The organism is Paenibacillus sp. CF095 (genome assembly GCF_900101225.1).
Classification (GTDB): Bacteria; Bacillota; Bacilli; order Paenibacillales; family Paenibacillaceae; genus Paenibacillus.
The window spans coordinates 1,295,508-1,313,371 of sequence record NZ_FMZN01000001.1; the positions used below are offsets into that span (position 1 = coordinate 1,295,508).

Sequence of the window (17,864 nt, forward strand, 5' to 3'; positions counted from 1 at the left end):
ATGACACATTGATGTGATAAGTTACACGATAATGGATATTCAACGTCAGATTCGTGCTATGAAGGGGAATGAAGTAAGATGGTAAGCTTTGATTCAGAAATATCTGAACTTCAACGTCAAGTGGAGCGTCAGATTGAAGGACAACTGCAACAGATTGATCGGATCACAGATCACAATCAATGGAAGGTGATTAATGCTTTCCAACAGCGAAAAGTAAGTGATTTTCACTTTGCAGGTTCAACAGGTTATGCCTATAACGATCGTGGGCGTGAAGTGCTTGATGAAGTATATGCTGATGTTTTCGGCGCGGAAGCCGCGCTGGTGCGTCCTCATTTTGCTTCAGGTACTCATACGATTAGTACAGCTCTCTTTGGAGTTTTGCGTCCAGGTGACGAATTATTGTACATCACGGGTAAGCCTTACGACACATTGCATAAAGTTATTGGCAAACCCGGTGATGGTACAGGTTCATTACGCGATTTTGGCATCGGTTACCGTGAGACGGCCTTAACTGATGAAGGTGGAGTGGACTGGGCAGCAGTTGAAAAAAGCATTACACCGGCTACAAAAGTTATTGGGATTCAACGTTCACGTGGTTATGACTGGCGCTCCTCCTTCTGCGTTGCTGAGATCGCTGACATGGTTACGCGTGTTAAAGCGCTGAAGGAGGATGTCATCGTATTCGTAGATAATTGTTACGGTGAATTCACAGAGGAACGTGAACCGACAGAAGTCGGAGTTGATCTGATGGCCGGATCACTGATCAAGAATCCTGGTGGAGGCATTGCGGAAACCGGTGGATACATATGCGGGAAGGAACAATACGTACATCTGGCAGCTTATCGTCTAACAGCCCCTGGAATCGGGGGAGAGGTGGGAGCGATGCTGGGGACAACACGTGGCATCTACCAAGGACTTTACATGGCACCGACAATTGTAGGACAAGCTATCAAAGGAAGTACGTTTGCTGCTGCGATGTTTGCTGAATCTGGATTTGTAACCAAACCCGCCTGGAATGAAGCTCGCACAGATCTGATCCAGGCTGTTCAGTTTAGCTCTGCTGAGCATCTGATCGCCTTCGTGCAGGGGATTCAGCGTGCAGCAGCTGTGGATAGTCATGTGGTTCCTGAACCTTGGGATATGCCTGGTTATGAGCACCCTGTCATTATGGCGGCAGGTACGTTCATTCAGGGTGGAAGTCTGGAATTATCAGCCGACGCGCCTATTCGGGAGCCGTATATCGGGTATATGCAAGGCGGATTAACGTACTCTCATGTCAAATATGGCGTTTTGATGGCGTTACAGACTATGAAAGATCGTAAATTATTGTGAGTTTATCTAACACGTCATTGACACTTGGTAATAACTAAATGTACAATAGGGTGAAGAATAGATGACTGGAAGGTTGATGAACATGGGTGATGAAATTCGCAGAAATATGGCCTTATTCCCGATTGGTATTGTAATGAAACTTACGGATCTGTCTGCACGTCAGATTCGTTATTATGAGCAGCACAGCTTGATCGTTCCTGCGAGAACGTCAGGTAATCAACGTTTATTCTCTTTTAATGACGTAGAGAGATTGCTAGAGATCAAGGCTTTGATTGAAAAAGGAGTTAACATCGCGGGGATCAAACAAGTGATGAATCCTGTTTCGAAAGAATCCGAGGAAGCTACAGTTATCACGCCAGACACTGAAGTTAAACGCAGAGAGTTGTCCGATACGCAGTTGCACCGCTTGCTGAAGCAGCAGCTTGTATCAGGTAAGAGACCTGGACAAGTATCTCTCATTCAGGGAGAGCTTTCCCGATTCTTTAATAAAAAGTAAATTCGTATAACTTGGCGAGTGAGGGGAAAACATGCACTTTTGGTGTGAGACTCCTTGACCCGTGGAACTTTCTAATGTACAAATATAACAGGCAAGCCAAATACGCAGATAAGAAAGGGAGAGGTTATAGTGAGTTATACAAAAGAAGACATTCTCCGCATTTCGAAAGAAGAAAACGTACGATTCATTCGATTGCAATTTACTGATTTGCTTGGAGCTATCAAAAACGTTGAGATTCCTGTGAGTCAGTTGACTAAGGCTCTGGATAACAAAATGATGTTTGATGGATCTTCCATTGAAGGTTATGTACGTATTGAAGAGTCCGACATGTACCTCTATCCAGATCTAGATTCTTGGCTTATTTTCCCATGGGTTGCAGAGAACCGTGTTGCACGCCTGATTTGCGACGTATATCTTCCGGATGGTAATCCGTTCCCAGGAGATCCACGTGGCATCTTGAAACGAAACCTGAAGGAAGCCCAAGATATGGGATTCACTTCCTTCAACGTTGGTCCTGAACCAGAGTTCTTCTTGTTCAAAACTGACGAAAAAGGAAACCCAACTAACGAACTGAATGACCAAGGTGGTTATTTCGACCTTGCGCCTACGGATCTTGGTGAAAACTGTCGTCGTGACATCGTTATCACACTTGAAGAAATGGGCTTTGAGATCGAAGCTTCCCACCATGAGGTAGCTCCAGGTCAGCATGAGATCGACTTCAAATATGCTGATGCTCTGAAAGCTGCTGACCAGATCCAAACGTTCAAACTCGTTGTTAAAACGATTGCACGTCAGCATGGTTTACATGCTACATTCATGCCGAAACCGCTGTTTGGTATGAACGGATCCGGTATGCACTGTAACCAATCCTTGTTCAAAGGCAATGAGAACGCATTTGTTGATGAGTCGGACGAGTTGGGTCTGAGCAAAACTGCTCGTCACTTCATGGCTGGAACTCTGAAGCACGCGCGTGCGTTTGCAGCAATTACTAACCCAACTGTGAACTCATACAAACGTCTTGTACCAGGTTATGAAGCACCTTGTTATGTAGCATGGTCTGCTAGTAACCGTAGCCCAATGATTCGTATTCCAGCTTCCCGTGGTCTGAGTACACGTGTTGAAGTTCGTAACCCGGATCCGGCTGCTAACCCTTACCTAGCTTTGGCTGTTTTGTTGAAAGCAGGTCTGGACGGAATCAAACGTGAGCTTTCCTTACCAGCTCCAATTGACCGTAACATCTACATCATGTCAGAAGAAGAGCGTGTGGAAGAAGGTATTCCAAGCTTGCCAGCTGACTTGAAAGAAGCTTTGAATGAATTGATCCGCAGCGAAGTCATCTGTGACGCTCTCGGCGACCATGCCTTGGCTCACTTCTATGAGCTGAAAGAAATTGAGTGGGATATGTATAGAACACAAGTCCACCAATGGGAACGCGATCAATATATTACTTTGTACTAATTGAAAAAACCTTGTAACTACGGGGTTTTGAAGTATCTAGCCGGGGGACGTTTTGAGGAGATTGCACTTCTATTGAGGTTGCGTCCCCCAAATGTCCCCCGGTTTTTGATTTTCTGATCCAAAAATACGGGAAGTGTACTCTTCATATTTATCAATGTTCCGCTTCTCTAGCTTTTTAGAAATATGAGCATACACATCGGATGTAATTTGCACACTGCCATGCCCAAGTTGCTCTTGTACAAATTTTATGTCTGCCCCAGCTTCAAGCATGACCACGGCATAGGTATGTCTCAAGGAGTGAATTGTTAATTCCTCACTCAAACCAGCCTTTCTCAAAATCCTCTTCGAAGCATTAAAGAGACTAGATTTAGGCATCGGACTACCGTCGTTTTTGCACAAGACTAGGTTCAAATCGTGTCTGTACATTGACTCTCCTAAATTGATCTTATTTTGATTCTGCCATGAAGCATGATATCTTAAATCATTAATAATTCCGTTACTTACACTAATTGTGCGGGTAGAATTTCGCGTTTTTGTATCTCCGAAAAGTTCGTCCTCGTCTCCGGCTTGAAAATCGAGTGTTTCATCCACGCGGATCGTCTTTTCTTTGAAATTGATATCCGACCACCTGAGAGCGGCAGCTTCACCTTTTCGTAAACCCGTTTCAATGAGCACTTTGAAGAAAATCCAATAAATGTACGCGTCACCTCGAGCCGTATGAAGAAATTTGGGAATGTCCTCTGAATCAATGAATTGGATCGTCTTCTTTTTGTGCTCTCCTTTAATAATTGAACCTTTACATGGATTGCGTAATATTTTCCCTTGAATCAATGCATGCTCTATGGCTGAGTATACTGTTGAGTTAATGATCTCGACCGTTCGTTTACTGAGTCCCTTTTTAAATAGAGAGTCCAAAAAGACTTGATACATATCTGGTTTTAAATCCTGGAGCATCAGACGCTTAAAATAAGGTTTGATATGGGTGTTAAGATTGTTATCATGTAGTTTGATTGTGTTCTTTCTTACAACACCTTTTTTGTAATTATCAATCCAATTACGAATGTAATTTACCAAAGGAATGTCGGACTGTTCAAACCCTTGTTTGAGATGCCTTAAAAATTCAGCAGCAGCTAGTTCAGCCTCTGGTTTAGTTCGAAAGCCAGCCTCGGATTTCTCCTTTTGTTGTTGAGTGAACGGATCGGTGTACTTTAACCGATACCTCCAGCCGCTTTTTAATTTCTTAAAACTTGCCAATTTCATTCCTCCTACTAGAACGTTAGTTCTTTTTATGTGTATGTAAAATCGCCTCACGGCGATGCAAGCGCAAGTTAATCAATTTGAGGCGAGCAGTGAAATGTTTTTGTTGAAAGATGAAAAAGGAAGAACTTCGAATAAGAGTCGGAAAAAGATATTTTAAAAAAAATCATCAAAAAACGAGCCTTCGGTAACTAAGGCTCGTTTGTACAGGAGTCATATTTGGCTCCAATAACTATGTTTGGATTAGTGCAGAAGTTTCTTGCGGAAAAGTAACTAAAACAATTCTACCCTATTTCACAGGATTTGACCATACTTTAGCTTTAAAGTTCGAGACCAGAAATTGTACCGATTGCCGAAAAGGACAAGGAAATGATCTGATTACCGATTAGATAAGTATTTAACTACTTGTCACTGCTCTAATTCATTAAGCTAGCGGGCAGTTTAGTTTAAGATCAAACTGCGGTGAACCATATCATCGCTAGTGATAAAGCAGAGAATTGAACTGGATATCGCATCGGCAACGCTGAGTTTGCAGGAAGGAGCTTAAAGTATTCACGTACTCGATACATGTGGAGTGTCTAATATTGATGGTTCGTAAGGAATAGATGAGATATGACAGTTTAGCTCAAACGACTTAAATGTATAGTGTTGACACTTCGCCCACTTGGAGTAATATGTTACTATTGAGATAGCATTCTATTTCCGATGAAGACATATTTTAGTTTGAATGTTATTTAGGAAGGAGAGACACTATGACAATGTTCGAGATATGTTCTATGCAAAGTCTATTTTATGAACAACGGCGGTTGTTTGTATAGAGCTAATAATATAAGTAACCGCTTAAATCTGGATAGTGATAATTGTTATAGTGTAGACTTTGCTACCTTAAAATTCAACTATTTTAAGGAGCGGCTATCATGAGATATGTAAATGCCGACAGCATCTTTCCGGAAGAATTACTAAATGAAATACAAAAGTATATGAACGGTGGATTGGTTTACGTCCCTAAATCAAAAGGTTTGCGTAAAAAATTGGGGTGAAAATTCAGGCAGCAGAAAAATTATAATCTTAGAAATGATGAAATCCGGCGAAAGTTTCTCGATGGTGACACTATCGAGAAACTTTCAGATCGATTTTGCCTTTCAAGCGATACTATTAAAAAGATCGTTTATACAAAATAATAGCTTAACAAAAGTCGCATTGGAAGAAATTCCAATGTGACTTTTTTGTGTATAGTATAGTTTAAATTGTTTATTACATATTTTCAAGCTTTTACTATCGTTATAATAACATATAAGAGAAGTAGTTGATTTACTTCATAAAAACTGCAGGGGGATAACAAATGAATGATTTTTTTAGATTTGATACTGATGAAGAACGGCGGGCGTTATTAATCAGAGCAAGGAAAGTCGCTTTATCTGCAATTCGAAAGTATGACTTAGAATGGGATAACATCCAGTTTATTCAACTATCCGGCGATACGATCACGTATAAAATTGAAACCAGTACAGATAACAATTATTTACTTCGCATTCATTCGGACCGATTAAGCAGAGAGGAAGTTCGTTCGGAACTCCTACTGTTACAAGCACTGAACAAATCGAAAGATCTAAAAGTACCAGAAGGGATGGCAAATTGTGATGGTATTTATGTATTGGAGATCGAAACAGAGACAGGATATAGGCGCCCTTATATAACGATGATGCGATGGATAGAGGGTGAAAAAGCAGCAGGTGAATTTACAGATAGCCAAGCATATAATATGGGTGTATTGATGAGCAGGCTCCATGAAGCAGCAAAGGATTTCAATCCACCTTCTGATTTTGTAAGACCTACTTGGGGAGTAGAAAGTTTTAAACGTGAAATGGCTAAGTTGGAACGTTACTATGAGCGTTTTTTATCCGAAGAGGGATGGAAGCTGTATCAAGATGCAGCTGAGAAGGTTGTATCCCAACTTACCACGATGCATCCAAGTGAACATAACTATGGACTCATTCATGCTGATTTACATACCGGTAATATGGTATTTGAGGATAATCAACCCTATCCGATTGATTTTGGAAGATGTGGGTACGGATATTATCTCTACGATATGGCAGGCACCATATTGGAGCTTTGGCCAAAGCATCGATGGATGCTTATCCAAGGTTATGAGAGTATTAGGAAGTTGGAAACGGACTATATTCGGGATCTGGAATGTTTTTTTGTCATGTTCATGATCGAGAACTCCTGCCATCACTCCTCTGATCCAAGAGAAACAACCAGTTTAATCGATGAACAAAAGTATGCCCAAGCATACATAAGAGAATATTTAAATGGTAATCCATTTTTATTCGAAGTGATCGAGCCTGTAAATGTGGATTAATACTAACCGATACCGGGCTAAAATAATGATATCTTATGGTGATGATTTACAATAGGTCGCTGTTTAGAGTGTTTGTTCGTATCATCAAGTTTTAAAAACGTGAGCTATGACTTCGAGTTTATATAAGATCTACTTGTGTACTTAGCGCTGAAACTTTTCTGTTTATTATGAAGATTTATACTTATTCATGAAGTTTGTCCGATCCAGTTGTTCTTCAGTTTCTCTAGTTCCCCTTCATTTTCGGGGTATATTTTGACGGAGCTGTTTGGGTCGTTTCGTGATTTTTTAAACTGGCATTGAGTTGGAATGAAGGCGACTCGAATTGGTGGGTCGTCTTTTTTCTTTTCTAGGGGCTTGATGGTTTGCGCCGGATGTTCAGGTCAGCGAGATGCCAAATACGGTTGAGGCATTATGGAAGATCGAGCTTTTATATGGAAAGCATCCGTCCTATACGGAGAGTACGTATGCGGTAAAGTTAACAACAAAGCTGGAGGGGGAGCTTCGAAGTGCTCCTTGGTCAGCGATTTGAGGGATAAGTTCGATGAGTTCCTCAGAGATTTTAATGTTTTTGGAAGTATGGAGAAGGCAGAGCTGCATCAAACCATTGATTATGTGAAGCTTTAAACTTCATATTCTGCAGAATTAGCTTAATGTATTTATTAAGAACCCCTTTTATATCTTTAAAGCCTCCTAATCCAATTGGACACTCGAAGCCACCTCAGATAGCGTGCAGCTTCATCTGGATCCTATCAGGCGGAGCCAGCTCAAAGTGCTTATCAGGAACGTCGTAAGGCTTCGATACCTAACAGTAAATGGTCCGATACTCTGGCTGCTTCACTGGAGGAAAAACTTGAGGCCACATGGTCTCCAGGACAGATTATTGGACGTTTCCGCGTCGATGGTCTACCTGTAGTCTCCTTCAAAACCATCTATCGCTGGATTTACACGGGGAGGCTGGTTCGAGGTGTACTACACGTTCTGAGGGACAAAGGGAAGCGTCAGAAACCCACTGAAACTCGCGGTAAATTTACGGTTGGAAAGTCTATTTCGAATCGCCCGAAGGAAGTCCGTTCTCGTGAAACGTTTGGACACTGGGAACTGGATACCGTAGTTTCAGGGCGTGGGAAAAGTAAAGGGTGCGTAGCCATACTCATTAAACGGAAGACACGTCTGTATACGGCGATTCTTATGCCGGATCGGACGGCATTGTCCATGGAAATCGCATTGGGTGTAGCCATCTCACAATACCCCCAAGGGACATTCCTCACCGCCACCGCTGACCGTGGCAAGGAATTTGCTTGCTATGCCAGTGTGGAAACTACTCATGGCCTAGACGTTTATTTTGCTGATCCGTACTCCTCCTGGCAACGCGGATCCAATGAAAATGGGAATGGATTACTCCGAGAGTTCCACCCCAAGGGTAGGGATTTTGCTAGGGTAGAGGATGAAGATCTTGTCCGCTCACTCGATTTGATCAATAACAGACCCCGAAAATGCTTGAGGTGGAGAACCGCTCACGAATCCTTTTCAGAGGAACTGTCGCACTTAGCTTGACAATCTGTCTTTAAATGATTTATAAAACTTTACTTTCTAAAAATACCACATAATTAAATGTAAAAATATGACATATATTACATTGTGATTTGTATTTCCCCCCCTACAGATCTACTAACGTAACTTCCAAAAATTCCTCCAACTGATTAAGTAGTATATCCAATCTAAACAGATTTGGACGATCATGAAATGCAGCGGATGAGTGAGATACTAGATGAGTTTTTTTAATAGAAGTAGTACAAGTTGATTTGATATTATTTAACCCTTTCTTCGAAGACCGCTCTCAGGAGTAGTTGTTGGATTAAAATCTGCTCGTTGTGAAGTTGTGGCCAGGAATGGATAAATCATCTTAAAGCAAATTAAAAAATTTCCCCTAATTCTTCTTCATTAGCCCACGTAACTTTTTTGTGTTTATCTGTGACCAAGGTTTACCTTTATAACAAACACATTCGTTCGTCGATTTAGATAATCGCAAAACTCACTTTTCATTAATGTTAAACTTTCTGAAGCAAAAGATTTAAATCAAACTTCCTTAGAAATTCTGATAGCCACAGATAGAAAGGAATACTAGCATTCACTCTTTTAAAATTCCAACCATCGTCCAATACATACAAATGGATGTTTCATTTGTATGTTGAAAGTTTCATATAGAAGAGGTATACTTTATTTGAATTTTGAACAATTTAATTTTAAATAATTAATTGGAGATGTTAATATGGATCAAGCAAAACAACTAGTGACAGAACAACGTACATTCTTTTATACAGGACAAACTAAAAATATCGAGTATCGGATTAATGCGCTTCAACAGCTTAGAAAAGGAATTGAAAAGTATCAGCAACGGATTCAAGATGCACTTCGGGCAGATTTGAACAAATCAGAGGCGGAAGCTTACGGTTCAGAGATTCGTATTGTTTTGGGTGAACTGGATTTTGCATTAGAACACCTGCAGGAATGGGCTTCACCTAAACAAGTCCCAACCAATCCGGCTATGCCGGATGGGGTGAGCACCATTTACCCTGAACCATACGGAGTGGCGCTTATTATTGCACCTTGGAACTATCCTTTCCAATTGGCCTTCGGTCCACTGATTGGAGCAATTGCAGCCGGTAACTGTGCAGTTATCAAGCCTTCTGAATTAACACCAGCCGTATCTCGTCTGACGTATGATCTGATTCAGGAGATCTTCCCTCAGGAGTATATCGCCGTTATGGAAGGGGAAGTCGAGGCCAGCACAGCATTGTTGAAAGAGAAGTTTGATTATATTTTCTTCACAGGAAGCACGGGTGTTGGTCGCATTGTGATGAAGGCAGCTGCGGAGCACTTGACTCCTGTAACTCTTGAGTTGGGCGGTAAAAGTCCTGCTATTGTCCATAGCGATGCAGATCTGAAGCTGGTGGCCCAACGTATTGTTCGTGGTAAGTTCCTGAATGCAGGCCAAACTTGCGTTGCTCCGGATTATTTGCTTGTACATGAACAAGTTCATGATGAATTGATCAATCTGATTGGTGCAGAGATCAAAGATAAATTTGGAGATGATGTGTTACAGAACACTGATTTCCCGCATATTGTCAATGCTCGTAACTTTGATCGGTTATCGAAATTCCTCACAGATGGCAAAACGCTGATAGGTGGACGATCTGTACGTGAGCAGTTGCTGATTGAGCCAACTGTACTTGGAGATGTGAACTGGGAATCAGCTGTCATGCAAGAAGAGATCTTCGGTCCGATTCTTCCTGTATTTACGTACAGTGACTTGAAACCTATGCTGGATGAGATTGTTCGTCGGCCAAAACCATTGGCATTATATCTCTTCACACAGGATGAGCAACTGCAAGATCAGGTTTTGAATCAAGTATCCTTCGGTGGGGGATGTATTAATGACACACTTTCTCATATGACTTCACACTATCTCCCGTTTGGTGGTGTAGGAGAGAGCGGTATGGGCTCATATCACGGGCAACAGAGCTTTGATGTGTTCTCGCATCACAAGAGTGTTCTGAAACGCAGTGAATAATTATCCGCTAAAATAACATAAACATGAAAAAAAGAGGTTGTCCTGTTGATCAGGACAACCTCTTTCGTATTTCATTACATCTAGTTTTGTTACTCAAGTTAAATATTAATGAATATCTCGGAAAAGGCCAATGACTTTACCCAGAATACTAACATGTTTCAAACGTAAAGGTTCGAAGGTCGCATTCTCCGGTTGAAGGCGAATATGATCTTTCTCTTTATAGAACGTTTTCACTGTAGCTTCATCGTCTTCAGTCATTGCTACGACGATATCACCGTTATCAGCAGTTTGCTGTTGACGGACAATAACGTAATCTCCGTTAACGATTCCAGCTTCCACCATACTATCTCCGACTACCGAAAGCATAAACACTTTCTGTTCGCCTACATAATGTGTAGGAAGAGGGAAGTAGTCTTCAATGTTCTCGGTTGCAGTGATTGGAACCCCGGCTGTAACCTTACCAACGACAGGAATACGTGCAACGCTATGAGCAAATTGATGAGAATGCTCAGATTCTTCCTGGCTCAAAAGCTCAATGGCTCTTGGCTTGGTAGGGTCGCGTCGGATCAAACCTTTTTTCTCCAAACGATCCAAATGTCCATGTACTGTTGAGCTGGAAGCAAGTCCAACCGCTTCACCAATTTCCCGTACGGAAGGAGGATACCCCTTCAACCGGACTTCATTTCGTATAAACTCCAGAATAGCCTGCTGCCTGCTGGATATCTTCGACATACCGTATCAACCCCATTTTAGTAACGTTTGGGAAAATTATAACATAGAACCTCCGTTCGTACAAACATAAGTTCTAAATAAAATAGCATTAAATCAGTGTTTTTTAACTTATAGAACAGAAATTGTCCAAAAGTCAGAGCATAATACTGCAAATGCTTTGCAAAAGGAAGTGAAATAAGAAATTTCTCCTTCAAAAAAGAAGCGAACAATTGTTCTAAAAATCTATTGAACAAAACAAGTGTTCGTGTTATATTGATTTCAACAGATAGGAACAAACGTTTGGAGGCGGGTATTTAATGAGATATTCTACTTATCAAAGCATTTATGAACCAATGAATTCGGAACTGGTGAAGACTAAAATAGGGAACTACAAGAAGGTTTTAGCGCGTTTCAAGATTTCTTCATGGATGTTAAAGGTAGCCATTACCTCTTTGATTATATTTATTGGATGTAGCACCGTTTTAACTGTATTTGCTGGCAATGAGAATGATGTTCTGCCTGGAGGAAAGATAGCTGTTTCACAAGGGGAAACATTATGGAGTATTTCTTTGGAACATAAACCGACGAATATGGATACACGTATTTATATAGAAGCAATTAAGAAAGTGAATCAACTTCATACAACTTCCATCCAAGTGGGACAAGTACTAGCTCTACCGCAATTTGCAGAATAAAATGCACATCAATGAGTGTTAACGCGTGTCAGCTTGACAAGCTGCCTTTATAATGGCAAAGTTAATATGACTTTGTATTTTTGGAGGGGACAAGCTTGGATATAGATAGTCTGGTAGCACGCATTAACGAATTGGCTCGTAAGCAAAAGTCCACTGGATTGTCGGAGGAAGAACTTGCTGAACGTGCCGAGCTAAGAGAGATTTATTTGAGTAATATTCGCAACAATTTCAGACAACAACTGGATACCATTGAGATTGTTGATGATGAGAATGACAAAGGCCACCAAGGCAAACTCAAACACTAACGAAACCTAATGATATCATTATGATATTTAGGTTTCTTCCTGTTATTTTGAGTGTGCAATTTATAGGGGGAAATGTTGGTTTACAGTTATGTAAGCCGATACAAAGACACATAAGGGGGATTCTCATGTCGCGTTCGTTCGAGAGAACGGTTAAGAAAAATTCCAAGCAGTTAAATCAGCAACGCAAAAAAAGTGGTCAACCAATCACGGGTACACCAGGTGAAGAAGTCTTTAAGGGACGCAGCTTGTTGTTCCCAATATTTTTGATTGGTCTCGCCTTTTTGTATCTGTTTATGAGCACATTCCTTGTGCAAGCTCCAATGACAACTTGGGACTGGGTGACGATGCTGCTTTACGTATTTTTGGCAGTCATCTTCATGCTTCGCCGTCCATACATCAAGATTAGCAGTAATCGGATTATCACGACGAAGGGTAATCGTGAACGTTCAATCGGGGTTGACGATATTGTCAAATTCAGAATTGAACCAGGTACAGTTGTTATCGAACATAACAGTCGCGGGAAAAGATGGGTGTTTACCAAGTTATTGAACCGTTACGATACAGATGCGATTGCCGAACGTTTGTTGAAGTTTGCAAAAGCACACCAGATCACCGTGGAAACCGTCGAAAAGTAATTATTGCATAAAGGGGTAGATGATCGGAATGGCGTTAAAAGCGATTTTGTTCGACCTAGATGATACTTTATTATGGGATGAGCGTAGTGTTCGAGAAGCTTTTCATGAGACTTGTCTAATCGCAGCGAAAGAGACTGGGGTTAAACCAGAAGAACTTGAAGAAGCTGTTCGTAATGAGGCACGTGGACTGTATGAATCATATGAAACCTTTCCTTTCACTAAAATGATTGGAATCAATCCGTTTGAAGGCCTATGGGCTAACTTTACTGGTGGGGATCAACCTGAGTTCCGTCAGTTGGAACAGCTTGCTCCAGTTTACCGTAAAGAATCCTGGCGTCGTGGCTTGTTGAAGTTGGGTATAGATCGGGAAGATCTTGCTGAACAGTTGGCCGCGCAGTTTGGAGTAGAACGGAGATCCAGACCTCATGTATACGAAGAAACGATGGACACCTTGCGCCAGTTACAAGGAAAGTACAAACTGTTGTTGTTAACAAACGGTTGTCCTGCTTTGCAACAAGAGAAGTTGGATGGTGTACCTGAATTGACTCCTTTCTTTGATGAGATTATTATCTCGGGTAACTTCGGAAAAGGAAAACCAGATCCGTCGATATTTGAACATGCTTTGAATAAACTGGGTGTTAAACCCGAAGAGAGCATGATGGTTGGAGACAAGTTAACGACTGATATTCGTGGTGCTTTATCATCTGGCATCCAATCCGTATGGATTAACCGTGAGCATAAGACCAACAATGAAACGTATGCGCCAGACCATGAAATAACGCATTTATCGGAATTAAATCAGCTTATTGCTAATTTCTAAGCAGATCAGCTATAACATCTTTCCTCAGCACCCTGAAACATTGGAAGCTTCTATGAACGATGCTGTCGTTCTTGAAGTTACCAATGTTTTTTTATTTGAGCTTGTTGACTAAATTACCTTGTTAAAAGAGATCTCCATTTTTTTTACTAAAAGTTATTGAAATTAGGGGGAAGCTGGATTAGAATATAACTAACATACTAGTATGACTAGTATTTAGATTGTCCTAAAGCAATTTCTTTTTGACTTACTTCATTAAAATGGAAGCAGGGAGTTATTGCTAATTATTTTCTATTGATTGTAAGCGCTTAATATTTTGAAAAAGCTTATTTCGATTTGGAGATCACACCACTTAGTAAGTGCTAATTAATGATGTGAAGCACCTTGGATTGTGTGATTCTACATAATACATCAAATTGATATCGCTTACATTTAGCATTTATCTATTTCGTAGTGGGGGTGAAGTTGAAGGATTGGTTGTCTTCTACAAGAGGAGAAACGATGGGAGTTGTACATGAATTACTCTTACTTATCAAGTCCTGGATCGGAGTGAAAACACATGGAGTCGGAAACCGCTAAAACAACGTTAACCATGACATCTTTACGTAAAGAGAGCAGATTACGAACGGCAGCAACTTTGTTCCGCAAAGACTGGCAGCTGTATTCACTATTAATCCTTCCCATCATCTATCTCCTTATTTTTAAATATGGGCCGATGATTGGTAATGTGATTGCGTTCAGACGTTTTGTTCCCGGGGGAAGTATATTTGGAGAAACGTGGGTTGGATTAAGGTACTTCAAAATGTTTATTGAGGACCCTACCTTCTGGAGAGTATTCGGTAATACGCTTATGTTAGGCGGACTTGCGTTACTCTTTACATTCCCGGTTCCAATCATTTTTGCCTTGATGCTTAACGAAGTGAAGAGTAAACGATTCAAAAAGTTTGTACAGACCGCGTCATATCTGCCTCATTTTCTGTCCATCGTTATCGTTGCGGGTATGATCCTGCAGCTGACAGCAGTGAATGGTTCCATTAATGGGCTGGTGGCTTTCTTTACCGGAGACAATATTCCTTTTATGCAGCGGGCTGAATGGTTCAGAACAATCTATATCACTTCTGAGGTATGGCAGGGTATGGGTTGGGGAGCGATTCTGTATCTGGCTGCACTGACAACCATTGATGATTCTTTGTATGAAGCTGCGCGTATCGATGGTGCCAATCGGTGGAAGCAAACGATTCATGTAACAATACCAGGGATCTTGCCAACGATTGTGACGTTATTGATTTTGAACATGGGAAATTTCCTGGCTGTTGGATTTGAAAAAATCTTACTCTTGTACAACCCGTTGATCTACGAGACATCTGATGTGATCTCCACTTACCTTTATCGGGTCGGATTGGAATCCAGTAACTTCAGTTATGCTACCGCAATTGGCTTGTTCGAATCGCTGATCGGTCTGATTCTGGTGTTCTCCGTAAATGCCATCTCACGCAGACTGACACAAAGAAGCTTATGGTAAAGGAGGAGCATCATGCAGGAATCCAGATCTTACAAGGTATTTAAAGTATTCAATGTCATCTTTCTGCTGTTCGTGGTATTCATAACACTCTATCCATTCTTAAATGTCGTGGCACAATCCTTCAGTAGTGAGTCCTATATTAATTCCGGTAAGGTTAGTTTGTTCCCAAGAGGATTCAATGTGGAGACATACAAGACCATCTCGCGTGACAGCATGTTCTGGACCAATTATAAAAATACGATTATCTACACTGTAGTAGGTACGTTAATCTCCATGTTCATGACGACTATTTTCGCATATGCTCTGTCCAAAAAGAGGTTGATGGGTCGCAAGTTTCTGACGATGTTCGCCGTATTCACGATGTTCTTCAGTGGTGGATTGATTCCAAACTATGTCTTGATTAATTCCCTTGGGTTCAACAACACCATGTGGGCACTTGTTGTTCCTGGCGCAATTAGCATATACAACATGCTGATCATGAAGTCATTTTTTGAAAATATGCCTGAAGAACTGGAGGAAGCTGCCTCCATAGACGGTTTGAACACCTACGGGATCTTGTTACGCATTATATTGCCGCTTAGTAAAGCAGTTATGGCAACCATGGTGTTGTTCTACGCAGTAGGTCATTGGAATTCCTGGTTCCCAGCCTTTCTGTATTTGGACAAAAAAGAACTGTTCCCGGTCACCATTTATTTGCGCAATATGATTGCAGGAGCGACAAGCGGGGCATCTGCCGGTGCAACCTCAGCTGATAACCTGACACAGATTGCTGCCAATATTAAGTCAGTAACGATGGTATTAACCATCTTGCCGATACTCACCATCTATCCATTTGTCCAAAGATACTTTGTAACCGGTATCATGTTAGGGTCTGTTAAACAGTAATGCGCAGCAGCTAGAGTGATTCACATGATTAACTTTTAGAGATTGATTAAAAAGTTTTAAGGCAAGGTCAACCTAAACCAAATTCAGGGGGATAACCTAAATGAATCAAAAGCCACGTAAGTTTGTTGGTAAAATGGTGTTGGCAACAATGATGACCGTTGTTCTGGCAGCATGTAGCAGCGGTACCGGAGCTGGAGGTGACGTCACAGAAGTTCAAACCAAGGCAGCGATGGAGACGTACAATGTAGGGGATACATTCAAGGCGACTGAGCCATTTAATCTCTCCATACTATATAGTGATCAACCTAGTTATCCATACAAAAAAGACTGGTTACTTTTTAATAAAATTACCGAACTGACGGGTGTTACGCTTGAGCCAACGATTGTACCCATGAGTGATTACCCTCAGAAGAGATCTCTGTTGATTAGCTCCGGTGATGCACCACTGGTTATTCCTAAAACGTACCCTGGTGAAGAGTCTGCATTTGTATCCTCCGGTGCGATTTTGCCAATTAGTGATTATATTGATTTGATGCCAAATTTCAAGGATAAAGTGGAAAAATGGGGTCTGGAAGATGAACTTGAAGGACTTCGACAGGAAGATGGAAAGTACTATGTACTCCCGGGTCTGCATGAAGAAGTATGGCCAGATTACACACTACTCGTAAGAACGGATGTTTTTGAAGAAAATAACATCGCCATCCCGACCACATGGGACGAATTGTATGATGCAGCGAAGAAACTGAAAGAGATTTATCCGGATTCCATTCCGTTTTCGGACCGATTCCAATTTAATAGTACGTTGAACATCGCTGCTACTGGCTTTGGTACCAAGGCTGGATGGGGTTTTGGTAACGGATTGACGTATAAGGAAGATCAGGATGAGTTTGTGTACACGGCTACAACACCAGAATATAAAGAGTTGCTAACGTACTTTAACAAGTTGGTATCCGAAGGGCTACTCGATAAGGAGAGCTTTACACAGGATGATGATCAGGCTGTACAGAAATTTGTATCCGGAAAATCATTCATGATTAATGGTAATTCCCAAACGGTGGTGCTGCACCGAAATGATATGAACAAAACGCTGGGAGAAGGTAAATACTCAGTTGCAAAGATTACAGTACCTGGTGGACCAAAAGGGCAATTAATGTCCGGCTCCAGACTTGAAAACGGTGTTATGATCTCCGGGAAAATTCAAAAAAGCGAAAACTTCAAAGCTATTATGCAATTTATTGATTGGTTATACTACAGCGATGAGGGTCAAGAGTTTGCCAAATGGGGCGTTGAAGGCGAAACATTTACCAAAGAGGGCGGAACACGTAAATTGGTAGAAGACGTGAACTACAATGGCTTGAATCCGAAAGGAACGAAAGACTTGCGTATTGACTATGGATTCTCTGGTGGTGTATTTGCCTACGGGGGTACCACAGATCTGCTGCAATCGATGTTTAGTGAAGAAGAGTTGAAATTCCAGCAAGACATGAAGGATACCAAGGAAGTGATCCCGGCAGAACCACCGATTCCTTACTCTTCAGAGGACCGTGAACGGGTGACACTTCTGAGTACACCACTGAAAGACTATTCGGATCAAAATACACTTAAATTTATTTTGGGTGAGCGGAACTTGTCTGAATTCGATACATTTGCCAAAGAGCTGGAGAGTCAAGGTTTATCTAATTATCTGAAGCTGGCAAATGATACGTACAAAGCCTACAAAGAAAACAAGCAATAATATAGTTGATGTTGGCCAGATTACCGTTTCACACCGATATATAAGTGGAACGGTAATTTGTGCTAAGATGAATGAATACG

The 17,864-nt window shown here is 41.3% G+C and carries 15 protein-coding genes and 1 pseudogene; 14 read left to right on the forward strand and 2 right to left on the reverse strand.

The genetic code is table 11. The features are described 5' to 3' along the window. The first annotated feature begins 78 nt into the window (after positions 1 to 78). The 3 genes from BLS69_RS05730 to glnA all read left to right on the forward strand — a co-directional run bounded on the left by BLS69_RS05730 (position 79) and on the right by glnA (position 3,286). The gene (locus BLS69_RS05730) at positions 79 to 1,332 is read left to right on the forward strand and encodes a methionine gamma-lyase family protein (RefSeq protein WP_091029295.1); all 1,254 of its coding nucleotides are present in this window, start codon (positions 79 to 81) and stop codon (positions 1,330 to 1,332) included. Positions 1,333 to 1,414: 82 nt separating this feature from the next. Beyond that, positions 1,415 to 1,828 carry a MerR family transcriptional regulator gene (locus BLS69_RS05735; protein ID WP_056689944.1) on the forward strand — a complete coding sequence of 138 codons (414 nt, stop codon included), beginning with the start codon at positions 1,415 to 1,417 and terminating at the stop codon, positions 1,826 to 1,828. 129 nt (positions 1,829 to 1,957) lie between these two features. Then, positions 1,958 to 3,286 (forward strand): type I glutamate--ammonia ligase, encoded by a 1,329-nt coding sequence (gene glnA / locus BLS69_RS05740; RefSeq protein WP_091029299.1) that lies wholly within the window; start codon positions 1,958 to 1,960, stop codon positions 3,284 to 3,286. 69 nt (positions 3,287 to 3,355) lie between these two features. Here the strand turns inward: glnA and BLS69_RS05745 are convergent, their stop codons facing one another. Next, positions 3,356 to 4,540, reverse strand: a complete 1,185-nt coding sequence (locus tag BLS69_RS05745; RefSeq protein WP_091029300.1) for a tyrosine-type recombinase/integrase — start codon at positions 4,538 to 4,540, stop codon at positions 3,356 to 3,358. A gap of 920 nt (positions 4,541 to 5,460) precedes the next feature. Here BLS69_RS05745 and BLS69_RS32895 point away from each other — a divergent pair. From BLS69_RS32895 to BLS69_RS05770, 4 genes and pseudogenes are all read left to right on the forward strand, one after another. Beyond that, the gene (locus BLS69_RS32895) at positions 5,461 to 5,583 is read left to right on the forward strand and encodes a hypothetical protein (RefSeq protein ID WP_346654821.1); all 123 of its coding nucleotides are present in this window, start codon (positions 5,461 to 5,463) and stop codon (positions 5,581 to 5,583) included. 302 nt (positions 5,584 to 5,885) lie between these two features. Then, a complete protein-coding gene (locus BLS69_RS05755; RefSeq protein ID WP_091029303.1) occupies positions 5,886 to 6,908 on the forward strand; it encodes a phosphotransferase enzyme family protein in 1,023 nt (340 codons plus the stop codon). A 744-nt stretch (positions 6,909 to 7,652) separates the two neighbouring features. After that, positions 7,653 to 8,462: pseudogene (locus tag BLS69_RS05765) on the forward strand (IS30 family transposase); the annotation flags it as partial. Positions 8,463 to 9,177: 715 nt separating this feature from the next. Further along, a complete protein-coding gene (locus BLS69_RS05770; protein WP_091029307.1) occupies positions 9,178 to 10,479 on the forward strand; it encodes an aldehyde dehydrogenase in 1,302 nt (433 codons plus the stop codon). A gap of 105 nt (positions 10,480 to 10,584) precedes the next feature. Here the strand turns inward: BLS69_RS05770 and lexA are convergent, their stop codons facing one another. Then, entirely contained in the window at positions 10,585 to 11,211 is a 627-nt protein-coding gene (lexA, locus tag BLS69_RS05775) for a transcriptional repressor LexA (protein WP_017688034.1), read from the reverse strand. Between the two features lie 296 nt (positions 11,212 to 11,507). Between lexA and BLS69_RS05780 the strand changes: the two genes are divergently transcribed. The 7 genes from BLS69_RS05780 (at position 11,508) to BLS69_RS05810 (ending at position 17,784) form a co-directional block, all read left to right on the forward strand. Beyond that, a complete protein-coding gene (locus BLS69_RS05780) occupies positions 11,508 to 11,885 on the forward strand; it encodes a LysM peptidoglycan-binding domain-containing protein (protein ID WP_091029310.1) in 378 nt (125 codons plus the stop codon). A gap of 95 nt (positions 11,886 to 11,980) precedes the next feature. Then, positions 11,981 to 12,190, forward strand: a complete 210-nt coding sequence (locus BLS69_RS05785) for a DUF896 domain-containing protein (protein WP_091029313.1) — start codon at positions 11,981 to 11,983, stop codon at positions 12,188 to 12,190. A 125-nt stretch (positions 12,191 to 12,315) separates the two neighbouring features. Next, positions 12,316 to 12,825 (forward strand): hypothetical protein, encoded by a 510-nt coding sequence (locus BLS69_RS05790; RefSeq protein ID WP_017688037.1) that lies wholly within the window; start codon positions 12,316 to 12,318, stop codon positions 12,823 to 12,825. Positions 12,826 to 12,853: 28 nt separating this feature from the next. Beyond that, a complete protein-coding gene (locus tag BLS69_RS05795; protein ID WP_091029314.1) occupies positions 12,854 to 13,645 on the forward strand; it encodes an HAD family hydrolase in 792 nt (263 codons plus the stop codon). 589 nt (positions 13,646 to 14,234) lie between these two features. Beyond that, a complete protein-coding gene (locus tag BLS69_RS05800) occupies positions 14,235 to 15,164 on the forward strand; it encodes an ABC transporter permease (RefSeq protein ID WP_371129062.1) in 930 nt (309 codons plus the stop codon). Positions 15,165 to 15,176: 12 nt separating this feature from the next. Continuing rightward, positions 15,177 to 16,049 (forward strand): carbohydrate ABC transporter permease, encoded by an 873-nt coding sequence (locus tag BLS69_RS05805; RefSeq protein WP_036613592.1) that lies wholly within the window; start codon positions 15,177 to 15,179, stop codon positions 16,047 to 16,049. Positions 16,050 to 16,149: 100 nt separating this feature from the next. Continuing rightward, positions 16,150 to 17,784 carry an ABC transporter substrate-binding protein gene (locus BLS69_RS05810; protein ID WP_091029319.1) on the forward strand — a complete coding sequence of 545 codons (1,635 nt, stop codon included), beginning with the start codon at positions 16,150 to 16,152 and terminating at the stop codon, positions 17,782 to 17,784. Positions 17,785 to 17,864 lie beyond the last annotated feature (80 nt).